General features: G+C 61.5%; 19 protein-coding genes. 7 read left to right on the plus strand and 12 right to left on the minus strand.

Going from position 1 to position 17,438, the window contains the following annotated elements:
* Nucleotides 1-204: 204 nt before the first annotated feature.
* Nucleotides 205-1,191: a ferrochelatase gene (hemH, locus tag L1071_RS02125; RefSeq protein WP_246968096.1), complete on the plus strand. Its 987-nt coding sequence runs from the start codon at nt 205-207 to the stop codon at nt 1,189-1,191.
* Between the two features lie 109 nt (nt 1,192-1,300).
* Here hemH and L1071_RS02130 read toward each other — a convergent pair whose 3' ends face one another.
* From L1071_RS02130 to L1071_RS02160, 7 genes are all read right to left on the minus strand, one after another.
* Nucleotides 1,301-1,702 (minus strand): Na+/H+ antiporter subunit G, encoded by a 402-nt coding sequence (locus L1071_RS02130; protein ID WP_246968097.1) that lies wholly within the window; start codon nt 1,700-1,702, stop codon nt 1,301-1,303.
* A 10-nt stretch (nt 1,703-1,712) separates the two neighbouring features.
* Nucleotides 1,713-1,982: a K+/H+ antiporter subunit F gene (locus L1071_RS02135; protein WP_246968100.1), complete on the minus strand. Its 270-nt coding sequence runs from the start codon at nt 1,980-1,982 to the stop codon at nt 1,713-1,715.
* The gene (locus L1071_RS02140; protein WP_246968102.1) at nt 1,976-2,473 is read right to left on the minus strand and encodes a Na+/H+ antiporter subunit E; all 498 of its coding nucleotides are present in this window, start codon (nt 2,471-2,473) and stop codon (nt 1,976-1,978) included. The genes L1071_RS02135 and L1071_RS02140 overlap by 7 nt, the downstream gene beginning before the upstream one ends.
* Nucleotides 2,470-3,984, minus strand: coding sequence for a monovalent cation/H+ antiporter subunit D (locus L1071_RS02145; RefSeq protein ID WP_246968514.1), 1,515 nt, complete (start codon nt 3,982-3,984; stop codon nt 2,470-2,472). Before L1071_RS02145 ends, L1071_RS02140 begins: the two co-directional genes overlap by 4 nt.
* Nucleotides 3,981-4,331 (minus strand): Na+/H+ antiporter subunit C, encoded by a 351-nt coding sequence (locus L1071_RS02150; RefSeq protein ID WP_246897182.1) that lies wholly within the window; start codon nt 4,329-4,331, stop codon nt 3,981-3,983. Before L1071_RS02150 ends, L1071_RS02145 begins: the two co-directional genes overlap by 4 nt.
* A complete protein-coding gene (locus L1071_RS02155) occupies nt 4,331-7,129 on the minus strand; it encodes a monovalent cation/H+ antiporter subunit A (protein ID WP_246968105.1) in 2,799 nt (932 codons plus the stop codon). The genes L1071_RS02150 and L1071_RS02155 overlap by 1 nt, the downstream gene beginning before the upstream one ends.
* 91 nt (nt 7,130-7,220) lie before the next feature.
* Nucleotides 7,221-7,397, minus strand: coding sequence for a hypothetical protein (locus tag L1071_RS02160; protein WP_246968108.1), 177 nt, complete (start codon nt 7,395-7,397; stop codon nt 7,221-7,223).
* Nucleotides 7,398-7,706: 309 nt separating this feature from the next.
* On the opposite strand from L1071_RS02160, the gene L1071_RS02165 reads away from it, so the two are divergent.
* Nucleotides 7,707-9,011, plus strand: coding sequence for a lytic murein transglycosylase (locus L1071_RS02165; RefSeq protein ID WP_246968110.1), 1,305 nt, complete (start codon nt 7,707-7,709; stop codon nt 9,009-9,011).
* A 79-nt stretch (nt 9,012-9,090) separates the two neighbouring features.
* Here the strand turns inward: L1071_RS02165 and L1071_RS02170 are convergent, their stop codons facing one another.
* Nucleotides 9,091-9,801, minus strand: coding sequence for a 16S rRNA (uracil(1498)-N(3))-methyltransferase (locus L1071_RS02170; RefSeq protein ID WP_246968112.1), 711 nt, complete (start codon nt 9,799-9,801; stop codon nt 9,091-9,093).
* Between the two features lie 117 nt (nt 9,802-9,918).
* Between L1071_RS02170 and phaR the strand changes: the two genes are divergently transcribed.
* The 5 genes from phaR to coq7 all read left to right on the plus strand — a co-directional run bounded on the left by phaR (nt 9,919) and on the right by coq7 (nt 13,948).
* Complete coding sequence (gene phaR, locus L1071_RS02175) at nt 9,919-10,377, plus strand: polyhydroxyalkanoate synthesis repressor PhaR (RefSeq protein ID WP_246968114.1); 459 nt, start codon at nt 9,919-9,921, stop codon at nt 10,375-10,377.
* 80 nt (nt 10,378-10,457) lie between these two features.
* Complete coding sequence (gene purD, locus L1071_RS02180; RefSeq protein ID WP_246968116.1) at nt 10,458-11,759, plus strand: phosphoribosylamine--glycine ligase; 1,302 nt, start codon at nt 10,458-10,460, stop codon at nt 11,757-11,759.
* Nucleotides 11,760-11,899: 140 nt separating this feature from the next.
* Entirely contained in the window at nt 11,900-12,772 is an 873-nt protein-coding gene (locus tag L1071_RS02185) for a phosphoribulokinase (protein ID WP_075370205.1), read from the plus strand.
* Nucleotides 12,773-12,830: 58 nt separating this feature from the next.
* Nucleotides 12,831-13,172 carry a histidine triad nucleotide-binding protein gene (locus tag L1071_RS02190; protein ID WP_246968118.1) on the plus strand — a complete coding sequence of 114 codons (342 nt, stop codon included), beginning with the start codon at nt 12,831-12,833 and terminating at the stop codon, nt 13,170-13,172.
* A gap of 134 nt (nt 13,173-13,306) precedes the next feature.
* A complete protein-coding gene (gene coq7, locus L1071_RS02195) occupies nt 13,307-13,948 on the plus strand; it encodes a 2-polyprenyl-3-methyl-6-methoxy-1,4-benzoquinone monooxygenase (RefSeq protein WP_246968120.1) in 642 nt (213 codons plus the stop codon).
* Between the two features lie 123 nt (nt 13,949-14,071).
* On the opposite strand, the gene speD is transcribed toward coq7, so the two are convergent.
* From speD to L1071_RS02215, 4 genes are all read right to left on the minus strand, one after another.
* Entirely contained in the window at nt 14,072-14,866 is a 795-nt protein-coding gene (gene speD, locus L1071_RS02200; protein ID WP_040244482.1) for an adenosylmethionine decarboxylase, read from the minus strand.
* A gap of 183 nt (nt 14,867-15,049) precedes the next feature.
* Nucleotides 15,050-15,469, minus strand: coding sequence for an OsmC family protein (locus L1071_RS02205; RefSeq protein ID WP_246968122.1), 420 nt, complete (start codon nt 15,467-15,469; stop codon nt 15,050-15,052).
* A gap of 144 nt (nt 15,470-15,613) precedes the next feature.
* The gene (gene murU / locus L1071_RS02210) at nt 15,614-16,282 is read right to left on the minus strand and encodes an N-acetylmuramate alpha-1-phosphate uridylyltransferase MurU (RefSeq protein WP_246968124.1); all 669 of its coding nucleotides are present in this window, start codon (nt 16,280-16,282) and stop codon (nt 15,614-15,616) included.
* Nucleotides 16,279-17,310, minus strand: coding sequence for an aminoglycoside phosphotransferase family protein (locus L1071_RS02215; RefSeq protein ID WP_246968127.1), 1,032 nt, complete (start codon nt 17,308-17,310; stop codon nt 16,279-16,281). Before L1071_RS02215 ends, murU begins: the two co-directional genes overlap by 4 nt.
* Nucleotides 17,311-17,438 lie beyond the last annotated feature (128 nt).

Here is a 17,438-nt window from a genome sequence, read left to right on the forward strand (position 1 = left end):
CCCCTCTCCTCACGACGTCATCTTCTATTACTTCTGCGCGCTTTTTCAGGGTATGTCGCTAGGCAGTCCAATACCGTGTGCTAAAGTCTTGGACGCACCTTATCCAGATATTGTACAAATCGTGTTCATAGTATAACGCGATAAGCGCAATATGCCCGTGGCTTGTTACACTGCGCGACACGATCTTTTATAGGAGAAGGTTTCATGGGGTCAGCTCCCTTCGGTGTCATGCTCGTCAATCTTGGCACGCCCGAGGCCCCGACGGCATCAGCGGTACGTCGCTATCTGGCAGAATTCCTCGGCGACCGGCGCGTGATCGACCTGCCGAGGGTCAAGTGGCTGCCGATTTTGCACGGCATCATCCTGCGTATTCGGCCACCGCGTGTCGCCAAATCCTATGCCTCCGTGTGGCGGGAGGATGGCTCGCCTTTGCTCGCCATCGGGCGATGTCAGCAACGCGCGCTGAAGGAACGACTGGCGACGCGTACCGGCACTGAAATTCCCGTCGAGCTGGCGATGACCTATGGTAAGCCGAGCATGGAGGAAGCCGGCCTGGCGCTGCGCGACGCTGGGGTCGAACGCATCCTGGTGCTGCCCCTGTACCCGCAGTTTTCTGCCACGACGACGGGGGCGGTATTTGATCGCTTGGCGCGCGCACTGGCGCCGTGTCCGCACTTGCCGGAACTGCGTTTCGTGCGCGATTACCATGATCATCCGGCCTATATCGAGGCGCTGGCGGAAAGCGTTCGCGAGCATTGGTCGACGCATGGCCGGCAAGCGCGTTTACTGTTTTCCTATCACGGTATCCCCAAACGCTACGCCGATGCCGGCGATCCTTATCCACGGCATTGCCAAGAGACCAGCCGCCTAGTGGCCGAGGCACTGGGGCTCGAGGCAGATGAATGGCGACAGACTTATCAGTCGCGTTTCGGACGCGAAGAATGGCTCAAGCCGTATACCGACGAGACCTTGAAGGCATGGGGTGGCGAGGGCCTCGAAGGCGTTGACGTGATCAGCCCCGCCTTTGCCGCCGACTGTCTGGAAACGCTGGAAGAACTCGAGGTCGAGAATCGCGGCTATTTCGAGGAAGCGGGCGGCGGTGACTACCAGTACATCCCCGCGCTCAATGATCGTCAGGATCATATCGACTTGCTGGCCTCGCTCGTCGAGCAACACACTCAAGGCTGGTAACGCCACTGACCATTTCGGTAAGGCGTTTATAGGCAAGACGCCCGATGGCGAAGACCATCGGGCGTCGTCAGTTGGGCGTCAGGCAATGTTCAGGGTGGTTTGTAACTGTTCAGGGTAGTTTGGAGCTGCCCTGGGGCGATTCCTCGAGGGTGTGTTCATCGTCGTCTTCCTGAAGCTCCTCGGGATTGCCGCGGGTCCTGGGGTCGCGTTCGAGCTTCTGATGCAATGCGCTCTTGCTCAGTAGGTGCGCGGAGACGGGGGCGGTAATGAACAAGAAGATGGTAATCAGCAGTTCCTGCAGGCTGGGGCCGCTCTCGAGAAGGCTGAAATAGGCAATAGAGGCCAGCAGTATGCAGCCTACGCCCAGCGTGGATATCTTCGAGGGGCCGTGCAGGCGCATGTAGAAATCCTTCATGCGGGCCAGCCCCAGCGAGCCGATCAAGGCGAAGATACTACCGGCGATCAAAAAGAAGGCGATGATGCCTTCCATCAACGTATATAAGGCAATCATGGTCTCTCCGCTATTCGATGATGTCGCCGCGTAACAAGTACTTGCAAACCGCCACGGTGCTCACGAAACCGAGCATGGCGATGAGCAGCGCCGCCTCGAAATAGGTGCGATGCCCTAGCCAAATGCCGAACAATACGATCAAGGCGATGGAATTCACGTACATCGTGTCCAGCGCCAGGATGCGGTCGGGTAGGCTGGGGCCGACCGCGACCCGGTACAAATTGAGCACCACCGCGATCGCGAACAGCACCACGCTGACTTTGAGAGCAAAATCTAGCATTCGAAGATCTCCTTGAGCGTACGCTCATAGCGCTCATGGATATGACGCTTCATATCGTCTATATCGCCCACATCCAGGGCATGGATCAGCAGGGTCTTACCATCCATGCGCAGATGCGCCGACACCGTTCCCGGCGTCAGGGTGATGGTGCTGGCCAGCATGGTGATCGCGAAATTCTCCTGCAGCTCGAGCGGGTACTCGACGAAGGCGGGACGTGCCCGTCCTCGCGGATCGAGTATGACCTTGGAGGCCTCCAGGTTGGCGACCACGATATCGAGCAGTACCCGGAAGAAATAGCGCACCATGAGCCAAGGTTTCTTGATCCTGGGTTGTTCCTCCCAGAAGGGCTTGGTGATCAGCGGGATGACGATGGCTAGAAAGCCGCCAAGCAGCCAGTTTCCCAGGGCGACGCTGTTCATCAACAGCAGCCACACGATCAGCAGCAGGACGGATAGCAGGGGCATTGGCAGCCACTTGCGAGGACGAATCATGCATCACCTCCAGTGTCGTCGCGGGCGATGATGGATTCTACATACGCGTCGCGGTCGAGCAATTGGGCGGCGGTCGCCTGGGTAAACGCCGTAATGGGACCGGCAAAGGCCACCATGAGCGGTGCACAACCGATCAGCATGAGCGTGCCGGTGACGCGCAGTGGGCCGAGCGTGATACCGGTCTTCTCGCCCGACGCCCGCCAGAAGATGGTCGAGCCGGTACGCGATAACGCTATCAAGGAAGCAAGCCCGCTACCCAGAAGAATCGGCCACAGCCAATACTGTTGGGCCGTCGTCGCTGCCTGAAGCAGCAGGGCCTTGCCGAAGGCGCCGGACAAAGGCGGCAAACCGGCCATGGCGATGGCGCCAGCGAAGAATAGCAAGCCCAGTGTGGCGGGCTGCGTCAGCGTGCGGGACTGTACGATGCGCGCGCCCGCCTTGCCGCGTTGCTGGGCGATGGCATCGACCAGCAGGAACAAGCCGCCACTGACCAGGGTGGTGTGGATCAGATAATACAGCAGCGCACTCAGCGCGGCTTCGTTATGCATGCCGGTCCCCGCTAGCAGGGTGCCCACCGAGACCAGGATCAGATATGCCACCTGAGTGCGCATGTCACGTGCGGACAGCACGCCCACGGCACCGAGCGCGAGCGTGGCCAAGCCTAGCCACCATATCCACGGCTGGGCGAGATTTGCCAGAGGGCCGGCCTGCTCGCCGAAGATCAGCGTATACACCCGGATAATCGAATAGATCCCGACCTTGGTCATGATCGCGAACAGGGCGGCTACCGGTGCCGGTGCGGCGGCATAGGCGCGCGGCAGCCAGAAATATAGCGGCAGCATGGCCGCCTTGAGCCCGAACACGATCAGCAGCAACAGGGCGCCGGCCTTGACAAGCCCCAGGTCGGCGGTATCTAACGTGGGCACGACCGCTGACATATCGGCCATGTTGAGCGTGCCCATGGTGCCATAGAGGATGCCCAGTGCGATCAGAAACAGCATCGACCCGAGCAGGTTGAGCGCCACGTAATGAAAGCCGGCATGCGTGCGTGCCTTGCCGCCGCCGTGCATCAACAGTGCATAGGAGGCGATGAGTAGGACTTCGAAGAAGACGAACAAGTTGAAGAGATCGCCGGTCAAGAAAGCGCCGTTGATACCCATCAGTTGCAGCTGGAACAAGCCGTGAAAGTTGGAGCCCTGCTCGTCGTCACCGGCGCAGGCATACAGCAAGCTGCCCAGTGCCAGTAGCGATGTGATCATCACCATCAGGGCGGACAGACGGTCGAGTACCAGAACGATGCCGAATGGTGGTTGCCAGTCGCCGAGGGCGTAATAACGGATGGTGTCGTCGGTACTTTCGGCGACCAGCAAGATTCCCACCACCACCAGCGCGATCGTCGAGAGCACGTTGGCTGTGCGACGTAAGGTGAGTGCGCCGCCACGGTGGATCAGCAATGCCACCCCCGTAAGCAGCGGCAATAGCACCGGCAGAATGATCAAGTGCTGCATCAGGACTTGTCCTCCCGCGGCTCGTCGACACGATTGCCGTTGACGTGGTCGCTGCCCACGTCACCGCGCACGCGCATGGCGAGAATCACCGAGAAGGCGGTCATGGCGAAGCCGATGACGATGGCGGTAAGCACCAACGCCTGGGGTAGCGGATCGGCGTACTCACCGCCGCCATCGCCGATCACGGCCGAACCGTCGGTGGTCAGCCCCCCGGTGGAGAACAAGAACAGGTTGACGGCATAGGACAACAACGTCAGGCCGACGACCACGGGGAAAGTGCGCCCACGTAGCGCCAGATACAAACCGCTGGCGGCCAGGATCCCCGTGGTGGTCGCGAATAGCGCTTCCATCACGCTTTCTCCTTCTGCTTGGAGGGGCGGTGCGACGTGGTCACCTTGCCCAGGTTGGCAAGGATCATCAGCGTGGCACCGACCACGGTAAGGTAGACACCGAGATCGAACAGCATGGCCGTGGCCAACTCCACGTCACCGATCAGCGGGATGTGGAAGTGACCGAAGGCCGAGGTCAAGAACGGATACCCGAAGACCCAACTGCCAATCCCGGTCAGCGCGGCGATGGCGACGCCGGCGACGGCGATCGGTTGATACTGGAATGACAAGCGCTGCTGGGCCCATTCGACCCCATGGGCGATATACATCAAGATCAGCGCCACCGCCGTCACCAGCCCCGCGATGAAGCCGCCGCCCGGGGCATTGTGGCCGCGCAGGAAGATGAACACCGAGACCAGCAAGGCCATGGGCAGCAGCGACTGGGAAACCGACGCCAGAATCATGGGGTAGCGATCCGGCGACCAGGGCCGCCCCTCGCTGTCGCTGGAGGGCATGAACAAGCGCAAGCGATTGAGCAGCTTGTAGATGCCGATTCCCGCGATGCATAGCACTGTGATTTCGCCCAGAGTATCGAAGCCACGGAAATCGACCAGAATCACGTTGACCACGTTATGCCCGCCACCGCCGGGCACGCTGTTCTCGAGGAAAAAGTCGGAAATCGAGTTCAAAGGACGCGTCAGTAGGGCATAGTTGAGGCTTGCCACTACCCCGCCGAAGCCCGCCGCCAGCAGGACATCGCGGACGATGCGCGACGCACTCGACTCCTTGGGTGTCTTCTGCGGCAAGAAGAATAGCGCCAGCATCAAGAGGATTACCGTGACCACCTCGACCGCCAACTGAGTCAATGCCAGGTCGGGCGCCGAGAAGCGCGCGAAGATCAGCGATGCCATCAAGCCGACCACCGAGAGCATGATCAGCGAAATCAGGCGACGACGATGCAGGAAGGCCGTCGCCAGTCCGGCGAAGCAGGTGATTACAGCACCGACGATGATCAAGGGGCTGGCCTCTTGAATGGCCAATTCGCCTTTCAAGGTCTCGATGCCCATCAAACTCATGCCGGCCACGACCAGGGCGCTGATCACTACCCACAGCATGTAGCGCTGCAGCGAACCGTTTTCGAGGGTATCGATGCCCCATTGAGTGAAACGCACCAGGCGCTGTACGGCACCTTCGAAGATTGCCAGCGAGTCGCGCGCCGGGAATTGGCGGTGGAAGGTGAATAGGTGCTGGCGTAGCACGTACACCAACAGGCCACCGATCAGCGCGATCGCGCTCATCAGCAAGGGCAGATTGAAACCGTGCCAGATGCTGAGGTGAAGCTCAGGGGCGGGCATCGTCAAGGTTGCGTCGGCGGCGGCCGTTAACAGCCCCGTGGCCGTCAGCGCGGGGAATAGCCCCACGACCACGCACACGATGGCCAGCACCAGGACCGGCAGGCGCAAGGGAAACGGCGCTTCGTGCGGGGTCTTTTCCAGCTCGCGAGGCTTACCGTCGAAGAAAGTATTGCGCACGTAGCGTAGCGAGTACGCAGCGGCCAGGATGCTGCCGATGGTGGCCAAGGCGGGAATCAGCCACGCCAAGCCGCCGAGAAGCGGTGTCTCAAGCGTTTCGGCGAGCATCATCTCCTTGGAGAGAAAACCATTGAGCAAGGGGAACCCGGCCATCGAGGCCGCGGTGATGGTGGCCAGCGCAGTGGTCATCGGCATGTAGCGCCATAAGCCCTTGAGCTTGCGAATATCCCGCGTGCCGCACTCATGATCGACGATCCCGGCGGTCATGAACAGCGCCGCCTTGAAGGTCGCGTGGTTGAGAATGTGGAAAAGACCAGCGACCACCGCCATCTGGCTGTTAAGGCCGAACAGCATGGTGATCAGCCCCAGGTGACTGACCGTCGAATACGCCAGGATCGCCTTCAGATCGAGTTTGATCAGCGCGAAATAGGCGCCATACAGCATGGTCACCAACCCGGTCAGGCTGACTAGGTAAAGCCACTCTTGCGACCCAGCCAGCGCGGGATGCAGGCGCGCCAGCAGGAAGACCCCAGCTTTGACCATGGTCGCCGAATGCAGGAAGGCCGACACCGGCGTTGGCGCTGCCATGGCCTGGGGCAGCCAGAACTGAAACGGGAACTGCGCCGACTTGGTGAATGCGCCGAGAAGAACCAACAGCAGCGCCGGCAGATAGCGCGGATCCGCGAGGATGACATCGCGGCTATCGAGCACCGTCTGCATGTCGAAGCTGCCGACGATCTGGCCAATCAGAATAAAGCCAGCGAGCAGAGCAAGGCCCCCCATGCCGGTGACGGCCAGCGCCATGCGAGCGCCTTTGCGCGGAGCCGATTGGTGGCTCCAGAAGCCGATCAGCAAGAATGACGACAGGCTGGTCAACTCCCAGAACATCCATAGCAGGATCAGGTTGTCGGCCATCACGATGCCCAGCATCGAGGTCATGAAGAGCATCAAATACGCATAGAAGCGCGGCATATTGTCCGCTTCGGCCAGGTAATGGCGCGCATAAAGGATGATCAGCAGCCCGATCCCCAGGATCAGCAACACGAACAATAGCGATAGACCATCAAGGCGCAAAGCGAGGTCCAGGCCCAATGCCGGCACCCACGAAAAGGCCAGGCGCGGAACTTCGCCGGCGAGGACGCCGGGGGTCTCGCGTAATGTGACCAGCAGTGCGATGAGCGGCATCGCGGCGGTCAGCAGGGCGCATTGATGGCGCCGCTGATTCGAACCTAGCAATGGCAAAAGACTGCCAAGCAGCGGCAACAGCACGATCAGTAGCAATGACATGCAACTTGCTCTTGTCGTTTAACGTTTGAGGGTACCCGCGACCATCCGAGCGGAGGTTCGGATACGAGTATGGACGGCGGCAGCGCGAACGTCAGTCGCGAACGACGGGAGGGTCCGTCAGATAAGGGCGTCTGATACCTCGGGGTGCCAACATCCAGGCAGGGGTGCGGTCGGTTGCATCGCCGGCTGGCATGAGTGACAGACGATGGGCACCGTAATGGCAGGGCATGCGCAGCGGCAGGCAGCCGGGCAGGAAGTGTCCTGTCATGGTGTCTCTCCTCCTTCGGAACGCTTCGGCGCGAAGCTGTGTGTACAGCGGCTTGTATTGATTGATGATTTGTTGCGTCGGGCGCCAAAACGAGATGGTTGATCGAATGTACCATGCACCTTCCCGGCCTCGCTATAGCCTGGGCGCCGAAAGATGCAGTAGTGGATGTTGTCCTGGCGCGTTCGCTCTGGTGGCAGCGTCGTCGCCTAGGTAGCATGATCCCTGCCCGGCAGCTGTGTCTGTCGGCCTGATTCGGCCAGCGTTGCTCGGCGCTTGGCCCTCATCGTCGTCATTGACAAGGAACGACATATGAAACGACCTATTTGCAGCCTCGCATTGGGGCTTTGCCTGGCGGGATGCCAAGGCATGGCGACCAGCGATACCGCAGCTTCCTCGACCCAGGTCGATAGCGCGCCGGCGAAGACGCCGAGTATCTCCGCCACTCAGGCCGCAGACGACGAACAGGCATCGACCCGGGGGATGCGCCAGGAGTTCGCCGCCTGGGTGGAAGATTACCGGAGACATGCGGCCGCAGAAGGCATTGATGCCGTCACGCTGTCGGCGGCCTTAGACGATGTCCGCTTCCAACCGCGTATCGTCGAACTCGACCGCTCGCAGCCAGAATTCTCCCAGCCTGTGTGGGCGTATCTGGACACGGCGGTCTCCGATCAGCGCGTCCGCCAGGGGCGTGCAAAACTCGATGACCACCGCGACGCCGCGATGCGCGCTGAGGATCGCTACGCGGTGCCGGCCGACATATTGACGGCGATCTGGGGCGTGGAGAGCAACTACGGTAGCCATTTCGGCAGCTTTTCGACCATCGATGCGCTGGCCACGCTAGGATTCGAGGGGCGGCGTCAGGACTTCGCCCGTGGCGAACTGCTCGCGGCCTTGAAGATTCTGCAAAGCGGCGATATCGACCGTGAGCACATGCGAGGTTCCTGGGCGGGTGCCATGGGGCACACGCAATTCTTGCCGTCGAGTTTCCTCTCCTATGCGGTCGACGCCGATGGTGATGGTCGGCGTGATATCTGGGGCAGCGTGGACGACGTGATGGCCTCGACGGCGTATTACCTCGAAGACGCCGGCTGGCAAGGGGGCGAGTCGTGGGGCGTGGAGGTTACGCTGCCCGAGGATTTCGATTACGCCCAGAGCGAGCTCTCGGTGCGCCACTCCAGCGATGAATGGCGCTCGCAAGGCGTGCGTGCACGCGGTGATGAGTGGCCGTCGTTCGACGACGCCTCGGTGATTACCCCGGCGGGCGCACGTGGTCCCGCCTTAATGGTGGGCGCTAACTTTCGCGTCATCATGCGCTATAACGCCTCCACCAGCTATGCGCTGGCTGTCGCGACGCTGGCCGAACGCATTGCGGGTGGTGACGGTATTCAGGGCGACTGGCCGCGCGACCTCGAACCGCTGTCGCGCACCCAGATCAAGGAGATGCAGCGTCGACTCAACGCGCAGGGCTTTTCTACCGGTGGAGCGCCGGATGGCATCGTGGGCCCCAACACGCGGCGTGGTCTGCGTGCATTTCAGCACAGCCAGGACATGATTCCGGATGGTTTCCCCACGCATGCCTTGCTCGAGAGGTTGCGTGACGCAGGCGAGTCGTGAGCGCCCCGCCACCTGGCTGGAGCGCCGAGGTGGTGGGCTAAGAGGTGTCATATCGCGGGAGGCGTTGAAAAGAGCGAGATTAGAAAAGGCGTGCGAGCAGGGCGGTCACGGCGGTCTCGACGCGTAGGATGCGCTCACCCAGGTGTACGCCTTCGAAGCCTAGGGCTTCGAAACGCTCGACTTCGTAAGGTACGAAGCCGCCTTCGGGGCCGATCGCCAGGGTGACGGGTTCGTCGAGGCCGCGCGGGCAAGTCGTGGCCATGCCGGGATGCGCGATCAACGCACGACGCCCGCTCAACTGCGCGGGTAGGCGATCCTCGATGAAAGGCTTGAAGCGCGGCTCGAATGTCACGCGCGGTAGATGTGTGTCGCGTGCCTGCTCGAGCCCGAGGATGAGATGATGGCGGACCTTCTCGGGCGTCAGTTCGGGTGATTGCCAGTAGCTTTTCTCGACGCGCCGGGTATGCAGCAGGGTAAGCTGTTTGACGCCCAGCGCGGTGACATGCTCGAGCGTCCGCGCCAGCATGCGCGGACGCGGCAGCGCCAGCAGTAGATGAACCGGCAACGGCGCGGGGGGATCGCGGTCCAGGGTGACCGTGAAAATGGCCCCCGTGTCATCCAGCGATTGCAGTCGCCCGCGTCCCAGTGCGCCGCCGATCAGGCCCACGCTCAGTTCATCGCCGGGTACAGCGCGGTGTATGTCGCGCAGGTGGCGTAGGCGCACGGGGTCACGTAGATGCATGCGCTGGGCGTCGAGGCGGTCGTTGTCGTCGAAGAGGATGAGGTTCATGAAAGCTCCGCGAATGGCGCGCGTAGTCTACTATCATGCCCCCGCGCTGTCGTGGATGGCTTGCGCTGTTCGAATGTCGGTGCACAATGCAATGAAAGCCTCAGTAAGGACTGCGCCGTGCGCGTGATACGCAAGTATGCCAATCGTCGTCTCTACGATACTCAGCAGAGTCATTATGTGACGCTGGAGGATTTGCGTTGCCTGGTGCTCGATGAAGTTCCTTTTCGCGTCGAGGACGCCAAAAGCGGTGAAGATCTGACCCGGCCCATCCTGCTGTCGATCATCACCGAGCAGGAACAGCGTAACGACAACGAGGCTGATGTCTTCTCCAACGCCTTGCTCGAACAATTGATCCGCATTTACGCCATGGCGCAGCCCTTGCCGCTGGCCCGTTATCTCGAACAGGGCACGCAATTGATGCTAGAGCAGCAGCGCCGTATGCAGGATCAGTGGCAGCAGGCGATGCGTCACTCGCCGGTGGACACCATGCACGAGCTTGCCGAGGAAAATCTGCGTTTCTGGCAGCGCATGATGCGTCAGAATCAGGCGCCCGACGATGATACGTCGGAACGCTGATGTCTCGTTCTGTGGTGGCGCATGCTTTCTGCCATAATGGCCCGATCTTTTTCGTCATAGCTCCATAAGGTCTTATCCAGATGAAGGTTTTGATCATCGGCGGCGGTGGCCGCGAGCACGCACTCGCCTGGAAGGCGGCCCAATCCCCACGGGTCGATGCCGTCTTCGTGGCGCCGGGCAACGCCGGCACGGCGCGCGAGTCGAAACTCACCAACGTGGATATCGCCGCTACCGATTTGGTGGGGCTGGAGGTCTTCGCGCGTGACAACGGCGTGGAGCTGACCATCGTCGGCCCCGAAGCGCCACTGGTCGAGGGCGTGGTCGATCGCTTTCAGGCGGCGGGGTTGGCTGTCTTCGGTCCCACCCAGGCGGCCGCTCAGTTGGAGGGTTCCAAGGCATTCGCCAAGGATTTCCTCGCTCGGCATGCGATTCCCACCGCCGCCTATGCCACCTTCACCGATATCGAACCGGCGCTGGCCTACGTGCATGAGCAGGGGGCGCCGATCGTCATCAAGGCCGATGGTCTTGCCGCCGGCAAAGGGGTGATCGTGGCCATGACGCTGGAGGAGGCCGACGCGGCGGTGCGTGACATTCTCGCCGGCAATGCCTTCGGCGATGCCGGCGCGCGGGTAGTGATCGAGGAGTTTCTACAAGGCGAGGAGGCCAGCTTCATCGTCATGGTGGATGGCGAGCACGTATTGCCGATGGCTACCAGCCAGGATCACAAGCGTGCCGGCGATGGCGATACCGGTCCCAACACGGGGGGGATGGGCGCCTATTCGCCGGCGCCTGTCGTGACCCCAGCGGTCGAGCAGCGCATCATGGATGAGGTCATCCTGCCCACGGTGCGCGGCATGGCAGCCGAGGGGCGCCCCTATACGGGCTTCTTGTACGCCGGGCTGATGATCTCGCCGCAAGGCGCGCCCAAGGTGATCGAATACAACTGCCGCTTCGGTGATCCGGAAACCCAGCCCATCCTGATGCGCTTGAAATCGGACCTGGTGGCGCTGTGCCTGGCGGCGACCCAAGGCCAGCTTGCGGCCCAGCAATGCGATTGGGACACTCGCGCGGCGGTGGGCGTGGTCATGGCGGCCGGCGGTTATCCCGACGCTTACCGCAAGGGTGATGTCATCGAAGGGCTGGAGGGCGCCGAGGCGGTGGGCTGCAAGGTATTCCATGCAGGTACCGCCTTGCGCGACGATGGTCGGGTCGTGACCAGCGGTGGTCGCGTGCTATGTGTAACGGCCTTGGGCGCGCGTGTCACGGTGGCGCGCGCGCATGCCTACGAAGGCGTGGCGGCGATCGACTGGCCAGAGGCGCTGTACCGCCGCGACATCGCCCATCGCGCGGTGGCCCGGGAGCGCGATGACGCCAACGCATAAGGCGTTCGGCATGCCGCTCTACCAACACAATAAGCGACGAGCAGGGTAACGCGACATGGAAGCTGTACGATCGAGCAGTGCCGAGCGCGTGGCCAGCATGCGCCGAGTGTTAAGAGTTTCGCGAAGCGGAGAAACGCACCATGTCGCGTGAATATCCGATCATCGCGGTGACCGGTTCCTCGGGAGCCGGTACTACGACCGTCAAGCGGACGTTCGAGCGCATGTTCGCGCGCGAGGACATCCACGCGGCGTTCGTCGACGGCGATGCCTTTCATCGCTACACACGCGATGAGCTGGCACGCATCTTCGAGGAAGAGCCTAGCCGCAAGTCCGAGCTGTCGCATTTTGCGGTAGAAGCCAATCTGCTCGATCGCCTCGAGGGCCTGTTCCAGGAATACGGCGACCTGGGCATGGGCATGCATCGTCATTACATCCATGCCGAGGACAAGCAGCATATCGAGGCCGGGTATCAGGTGGGCACGTTCACCGAGTGGGAGCCAGTGCCCGGCGGCACCGACCTGCTATTTTATGAAGGTTTGCATGGTGGGCTGGTGACGCATGAATACGATATCGCCAAGCATGTCGACCTGCTGGTCGGGGTGGCCCCGACGATGAATCTCGAGTGGATCCAGAAGATTCACCGCGACACCAATCTGCGCGGTCATTCCCAGGAGTCGGTGATCGATACCATTCTGGGGCGCATGCATGATTACGTGCGTTATATTCAGCCGCAGTTCTCGCGTAGCCACATCAACTTTCAGCGTGTGCCGACGGTGGATACGTCCAACCCCTTCGAGGTGCAGGACATTCCCACCGATGCCGAGTCCATGGTGGTGATTCGCTTTCGCGACCCGCACTCGGTGGATTTTCCGTATCTACTGACGATGATTCGCGACTCCTTCATGACGCGCCCGCATACCCTGGTCGTGCCGGGGGCACGCATGTCGCTGGCCATGGATTTGATTCTGGCGCCGCTGGTGACGCAGTTATTGGATCAGCGCCGCTTTCGTTAAGTATTTTGCAAGCGAGGCCTGGACAGCTATTTCTACATCGACGCGAAGAGGAAAGCTCATGGATTGTCTGTTCTGCAAGATGGTGAATCGCGATATCGAGCCGGATATCGTCTACGAGGACGATCATGTGTTGGCGTTCAATGACATCAATCCCCAGGCGCCTACGCATATACTGATCATCCCCAAGAAGCACATCGCTACGCTCAACGACATCGAAGAGGGCGATCTGGCGCTGGTCGGGCGGCTGCAGTATACCGCCGCACGCTTGGCGCGGGATCTCGGCTTTGCCGAGGATGGTTATCGCGTGGTGATGAATTGCAATGACCATGGCGGCCAGTCGGTCTATCATGTGCATATGCATTTGATGGGCGGTCGTCGCTTCACTTGGCCAGCGGGCTGACCGTAACGCGCCGGCATCTTGCGCGTTTCTTCCCAGCGATGGACGCATCGATGCTGCCGGGCTGCTCCTCGAGTGGCCCGGTTTTACGATGCTCGCGCTTTTTACACTCCGCTTTGTTGCATGGAGACTCCTACATGTCCCGTCAGCTTTCCCGCACCGACAATTTGATCCAGCAGTTCGATACCATCCTGCGCACGCTGGTGCCGCATGCCGCCAGTGCCTCACGCGCCAACCCCGCCGTGGGCACGCAGGACGCCGAAATGACCGACGCCGAGCGTCGCCATGCTGCGGGGCTGATGCGCATCAATCATACGGGTGAGGTGTGTGCCCAGGCGCTTTATCAGGGCCAAGGGTCAACCGCCAAGCTGCACGAGACGCGCGATCAAATGGAACAGGCGGCGGCCGAGGAAATCGATCATCTTGCCTGGTGCGATGAACGTCTGTGTGAGCTCAATGATCGGACCAGCTATCTCAATCCAGCGTTTTACGCGGCGTCGTTCGGCATGGGCGCGCTCGCCGGGGTGCTGGGCGATAACATCAGCCTGGGCTTCGTCGCCGCTACCGAGGAGCAGGTCGGCCGCCACCTCGACGATCACATGCACAAGCTGCCGCAGGGCGACAGGCGCTCGCGGGCGGTGCTCGAGCAGATGAGGGTCGATGAGGCGCATCACGAACGTTGGGCGCTGGAGGCGGGCGGTGCACGCTTTCCTGCCCCTCTCAAGCTAGGCATGCGGGTGATGTCGCAGGTGATGACCAGGTCAGTTTATAAGCTATAAAGTATAAGTTATAAGATGTAAGTCGGAAGGAACCCCAACGACAAACCCCCGTCGATATTGACCGGCAGGGGTTTTCTTTCTGCTTTCAGATGACGGTTTAACGCTTCGCCGTAAAGCGGCAAATCAGTCGAGGTTGCGGGAATAGAAGATTTCCAGCATTTCCTTGCGCAGCCGATCCTCGATGTTGCGGGCTTCCTCGAAGGTCAGGTCGCGACGTGTGCTGCCGAACAGATAGTTGTCGAGCTCGAAGTCCTTCAGCAACATCTTGGTGTGGAACATGTTTTCCTGATAGACGTTGACGTCGACCATCTGATAGGCGCGCTTGGTATCTTCCGCCAGGTAGTCCTGGATGGACGTGATGTCATGGTCGATGAACAGCTTGCGACCGTCGACGTCGCGCGTGAAGCCGCGCACGCGATAGTCCGTGGTCACGATGTCGGAGTCGAAACTGTGGATGAGATAGTTCAGCGCCTTGAGCGGGCTGATCATGCCGCAGGTCGATACGTCGATGTCCAGGCGAAAGGTGCTGATGCCGTTGTCCGGATGCGACTCTGGATAGGTATGCACCGTGACATGGCTCTTGTCGAGATGCCCGAGTACGGTTTCGGGTAACGGCCCCGGGCCCGGCTCGATATGCTCGGGATCGTGCTCGTCGAGTTCGTGCTCGGCGATGAGGATGGTCACGCTGGCACCGTGCGGCTCGTAATCCTGGCGCGAGATATTGAGCACGTGCGCACCGATGATGTTGGTGACGTCCTTGAGGATCTGCGTCAGGCGTTCGGCGTTGTAAAGCTCGTCGATATAATCGATGTAAGCCTTGCGCTGCTCTTCCGTCTTGGCATAGCAGATGTCATATATATTGAAGCTCAGCGAGCTGGTCAGGTTGTTGAACCCGTGGAGTCGGAGATTATCGGTCACGTCCGAGCCTCCCAATTGGCAGGTTAGTACTGAACCCGACGAACAGGCGCCGGAACCCGAGCAGATGCGTATGCAGGAAGGCGCGTATTATGCACATCCACCGTGACCGGCGCATCTGTCGATTGCAAAATCTTCCACGTTGCCATGCGGGTTATGTCGTCACGCACACGCCGCGCGGGTGCTTCACGCCTCGACGATCTCGTAGGAATGCGTCATCTCGACGCCGCCGCGCGCGAGCATGATGGATGCGCTGCAATACTTGTCGGCGGAAAGCTCTACCGCGCGTTTGACCTGAGCGTCCTTGAGAGCGTGCCCGGTCACCGTGAAGTGCACATGGATCTTGGTGAACACAGAAGGCGTGCCCTCGGCACGTTCGGCCTCGACGCTGGCCACGCAGTCGGTCACGGCGGCACGTGCCTTTTCGAGAATCTGCATGACATCGAACGAGGTGCAGCCGCCCAGGCCCATCAACATCATTTCCATGGGGCGCGGACCGGTGTTGCGACCGCCGTGCTCGGGATTGCCATCGAGCACTACGCTATGGCCGCTGCCGGCCTCGGCGACGAACTGGCGACCGTCGGTCCACTTGATGCTGGCTTTCATGGGCTGGGATTCCTCATCTGTCTGCGTGTGCCGCACGCCGGGGCGTGGCCTGGAAATTACTTTGCATGGTAACGGGAGTGACGTGTTCGTGTCGCCTTTCCCGTACGCCGCGTCCACTCAATGTGGGGATGCTCGTGGCCGATCTCAAATGTCGCGCAGATGGGCGTCCAGCGCCTCGAGGCGCTCGGGCGTGCCGACATCCACCCAGCCGCCGTGATGATGCGTGCCGCCGACACGTTGCGAGGCGATCGCCTCACGGAGCAGGGGCGCCAGCTTGGCGGGCACATCGTCGGGCAGCGAGGCGACGAGCGCGGGGTCGAGTATCGCCAGTCCGGCGTAGGTCAGGCGTGGCGTGCTGTCGAGCCGCACGCGTCCTGCGTCGTCGAGGGCGAAGTCACCCTCGGCGTGGTGGTCGGGATTGGCGACCAGTACCAGATGGGCAAGGTCGTCCTTTACTTCGGGCAGTGTCTTCAGTGCGGCATCGCACCAGACGTCGCCGTTGATGACTAGAAAGGGCGCTTTACCCAGCAAGGGTAGTGCGTGGCGAATGCCGCCTGCCGTCTCGAGGGGCGTCGTCTCGTGGCTGAAGGTGAGCGATACACCGAAGCGTTGGCCGTCGCCGAGCGCCTCGACGATCTGCTCGGCGCGATAGCTGACGTTGATCACGATATCGGTGATGCCCGCCGCCGCCAGGCGCTCCAGATGGTGCACGATCAACGGCTTGCCCGCGATCGGCAGTAACGGCTTGGGACAGTGGTCCGTGAGGGGGCGCATCCGCGTCCCCAGGCCAGCGGCGAGAATCATGGCCTTCATGAAAGGCGCTCCTCCAGAGAGTGGACGATGCCTCGGCGGTCGAGTTCGCGGCACAGCGCGGGGGTGAAGAGGGTGTCCACCCAGGTGAGAAAATCACCGTGCGCGGGGAGCGCTGCGAGCCCTTGCCGCAAATGCGACAGGAAGTGCGGCAGGCGCTCCAGATAGCGAGGCTTGGCATCGCGCAGCGTCAGGCGGCAGAAAATTCCTAGGACCTTGAGCGAGCGATGTACGCCCATGGCCTCGACCTGCTGATGAAAGGCGTCGGCGTCGATGGGCGGCAGGCGTCCATCCGCCAGCGCCCGCTGGCGGAAATTCTCGATGAAGTCGGTCATGAGCGCCTGTGGCCACAGACGGTAGCGCCCGCGCAGCAGTGATACCAGGTCGTAGCTGATCGGTCCGTTGACGGCATCCTGGAAATCAATGAGCCACAGCGCGTCCTCGTGCAGCATCAGGTTCATGGCATCGAAGTCGCGGTGGACGGCAACGCGGGGCTGGGCCAGAGCGTTGTCGATGAGGGAGTCGCGCAGGACGGGCCAACTGGGGGGTACGGGAAGGTCGAGCAGTTGCGTGAGACACCACGCGGGGAAAAGATCCAGCTCACGCGCCAGCAGGGCGCGGTCATACTCGGGCAAGTCGTCGCAGGGTGCCTGGCGCTGCAGGCGTTCCAGCAAGTGCAGGGCACGTTCGAACCAGGTATGGGCATCGGCGTCGCTTACCAAATGCTGATGCATGACGTCGTCGCCCAGATCCTCGAGCTCGACGAAGCCCGCTTCGAGATCGACGCCATACAGGGCAGGCACCGGCAACTGGGCCGCGCGCCAGGCACGGGCGATGTCCACGAACGGTTGGCTGTTCTCGTGCTCGGGTGGGGCATCCATCAGTACGCGTCGGGTCCCGTCGGGAAGACGGAAACGGTAGTAATGGCGGAAGCTGGCATCGCCGGCGACGTCTTCCAGCGGGCAGGCGTCGAAGGGCAGGGCGTGTTGCCGGGCGACCCAGCGTTGCAAGGTTTCCGCTCGCTCGTTCATGCAGGCTCCTCGTGGGTTGCGTGTTGACGGGCCTGGTTCGCCGCCGCATGCTGGGCGTCGATTCCCTGGCGCGTCCTTCACTCGTCGCGCATTATCGACGCTCATGGCGCCGCGCGATACGTCTGCGT

It is taken from the genome of Chromohalobacter sarecensis (assembly GCF_023061135.1).
Taxonomy (GTDB): Bacteria; Pseudomonadota; Gammaproteobacteria; order Pseudomonadales; family Halomonadaceae; genus Chromohalobacter; species Chromohalobacter sarecensis.

Excerpts from the sequence above, each read along its gene's own strand:
- hemH (WP_246968096.1), top strand. The coding sequence starts at position 205 with ATGGGGTCAGCTCCCTTCGGTGTCATGCTCGTCAATCTTGGCACGCCC.
- L1071_RS02130 (WP_246968097.1), bottom strand. The coding sequence starts at position 1,702 with ATGATTGCCTTATATACGTTGATGGAAGGCATCATCGCCTTCTTTTTG.
- L1071_RS02135 (WP_246968100.1), bottom strand. The coding sequence starts at position 1,982 with ATGCTAGATTTTGCTCTCAAAGTCAGCGTGGTGCTGTTCGCGATCGCG.
- L1071_RS02140 (WP_246968102.1), bottom strand. The coding sequence starts at position 2,473 with ATGATTCGTCCTCGCAAGTGGCTGCCAATGCCCCTGCTATCCGTCCTG.
- L1071_RS02150 (WP_246897182.1), bottom strand. The coding sequence starts at position 4,331 with ATGGAAGCGCTATTCGCGACCACCACGGGGATCCTGGCCGCCAGCGGT.
- L1071_RS02155 (WP_246968105.1), bottom strand. The coding sequence starts at position 7,129 with ATGTCATTGCTACTGATCGTGCTGTTGCCGCTGCTTGGCAGTCTTTTG.
- L1071_RS02160 (WP_246968108.1), bottom strand. The coding sequence starts at position 7,397 with ATGACAGGACACTTCCTGCCCGGCTGCCTGCCGCTGCGCATGCCCTGC.
- L1071_RS02165 (WP_246968110.1), top strand. The coding sequence starts at position 7,707 with ATGAAACGACCTATTTGCAGCCTCGCATTGGGGCTTTGCCTGGCGGGA.
- L1071_RS02170 (WP_246968112.1), bottom strand. The coding sequence starts at position 9,801 with ATGAACCTCATCCTCTTCGACGACAACGACCGCCTCGACGCCCAGCGC.
- purD (WP_246968116.1), top strand. The coding sequence starts at position 10,458 with ATGAAGGTTTTGATCATCGGCGGCGGTGGCCGCGAGCACGCACTCGCC.
- L1071_RS02185 (WP_075370205.1), top strand. The coding sequence starts at position 11,900 with ATGTCGCGTGAATATCCGATCATCGCGGTGACCGGTTCCTCGGGAGCC.
- L1071_RS02190 (WP_246968118.1), top strand. The coding sequence starts at position 12,831 with ATGGATTGTCTGTTCTGCAAGATGGTGAATCGCGATATCGAGCCGGAT.
- coq7 (WP_246968120.1), top strand. The coding sequence starts at position 13,307 with ATGTCCCGTCAGCTTTCCCGCACCGACAATTTGATCCAGCAGTTCGAT.
- L1071_RS02205 (WP_246968122.1), bottom strand. The coding sequence starts at position 15,469 with ATGAAAGCCAGCATCAAGTGGACCGACGGTCGCCAGTTCGTCGCCGAG.
- murU (WP_246968124.1), bottom strand. The coding sequence starts at position 16,282 with ATGAAGGCCATGATTCTCGCCGCTGGCCTGGGGACGCGGATGCGCCCC.
- L1071_RS02215 (WP_246968127.1), bottom strand. The coding sequence starts at position 17,310 with ATGAACGAGCGAGCGGAAACCTTGCAACGCTGGGTCGCCCGGCAACAC.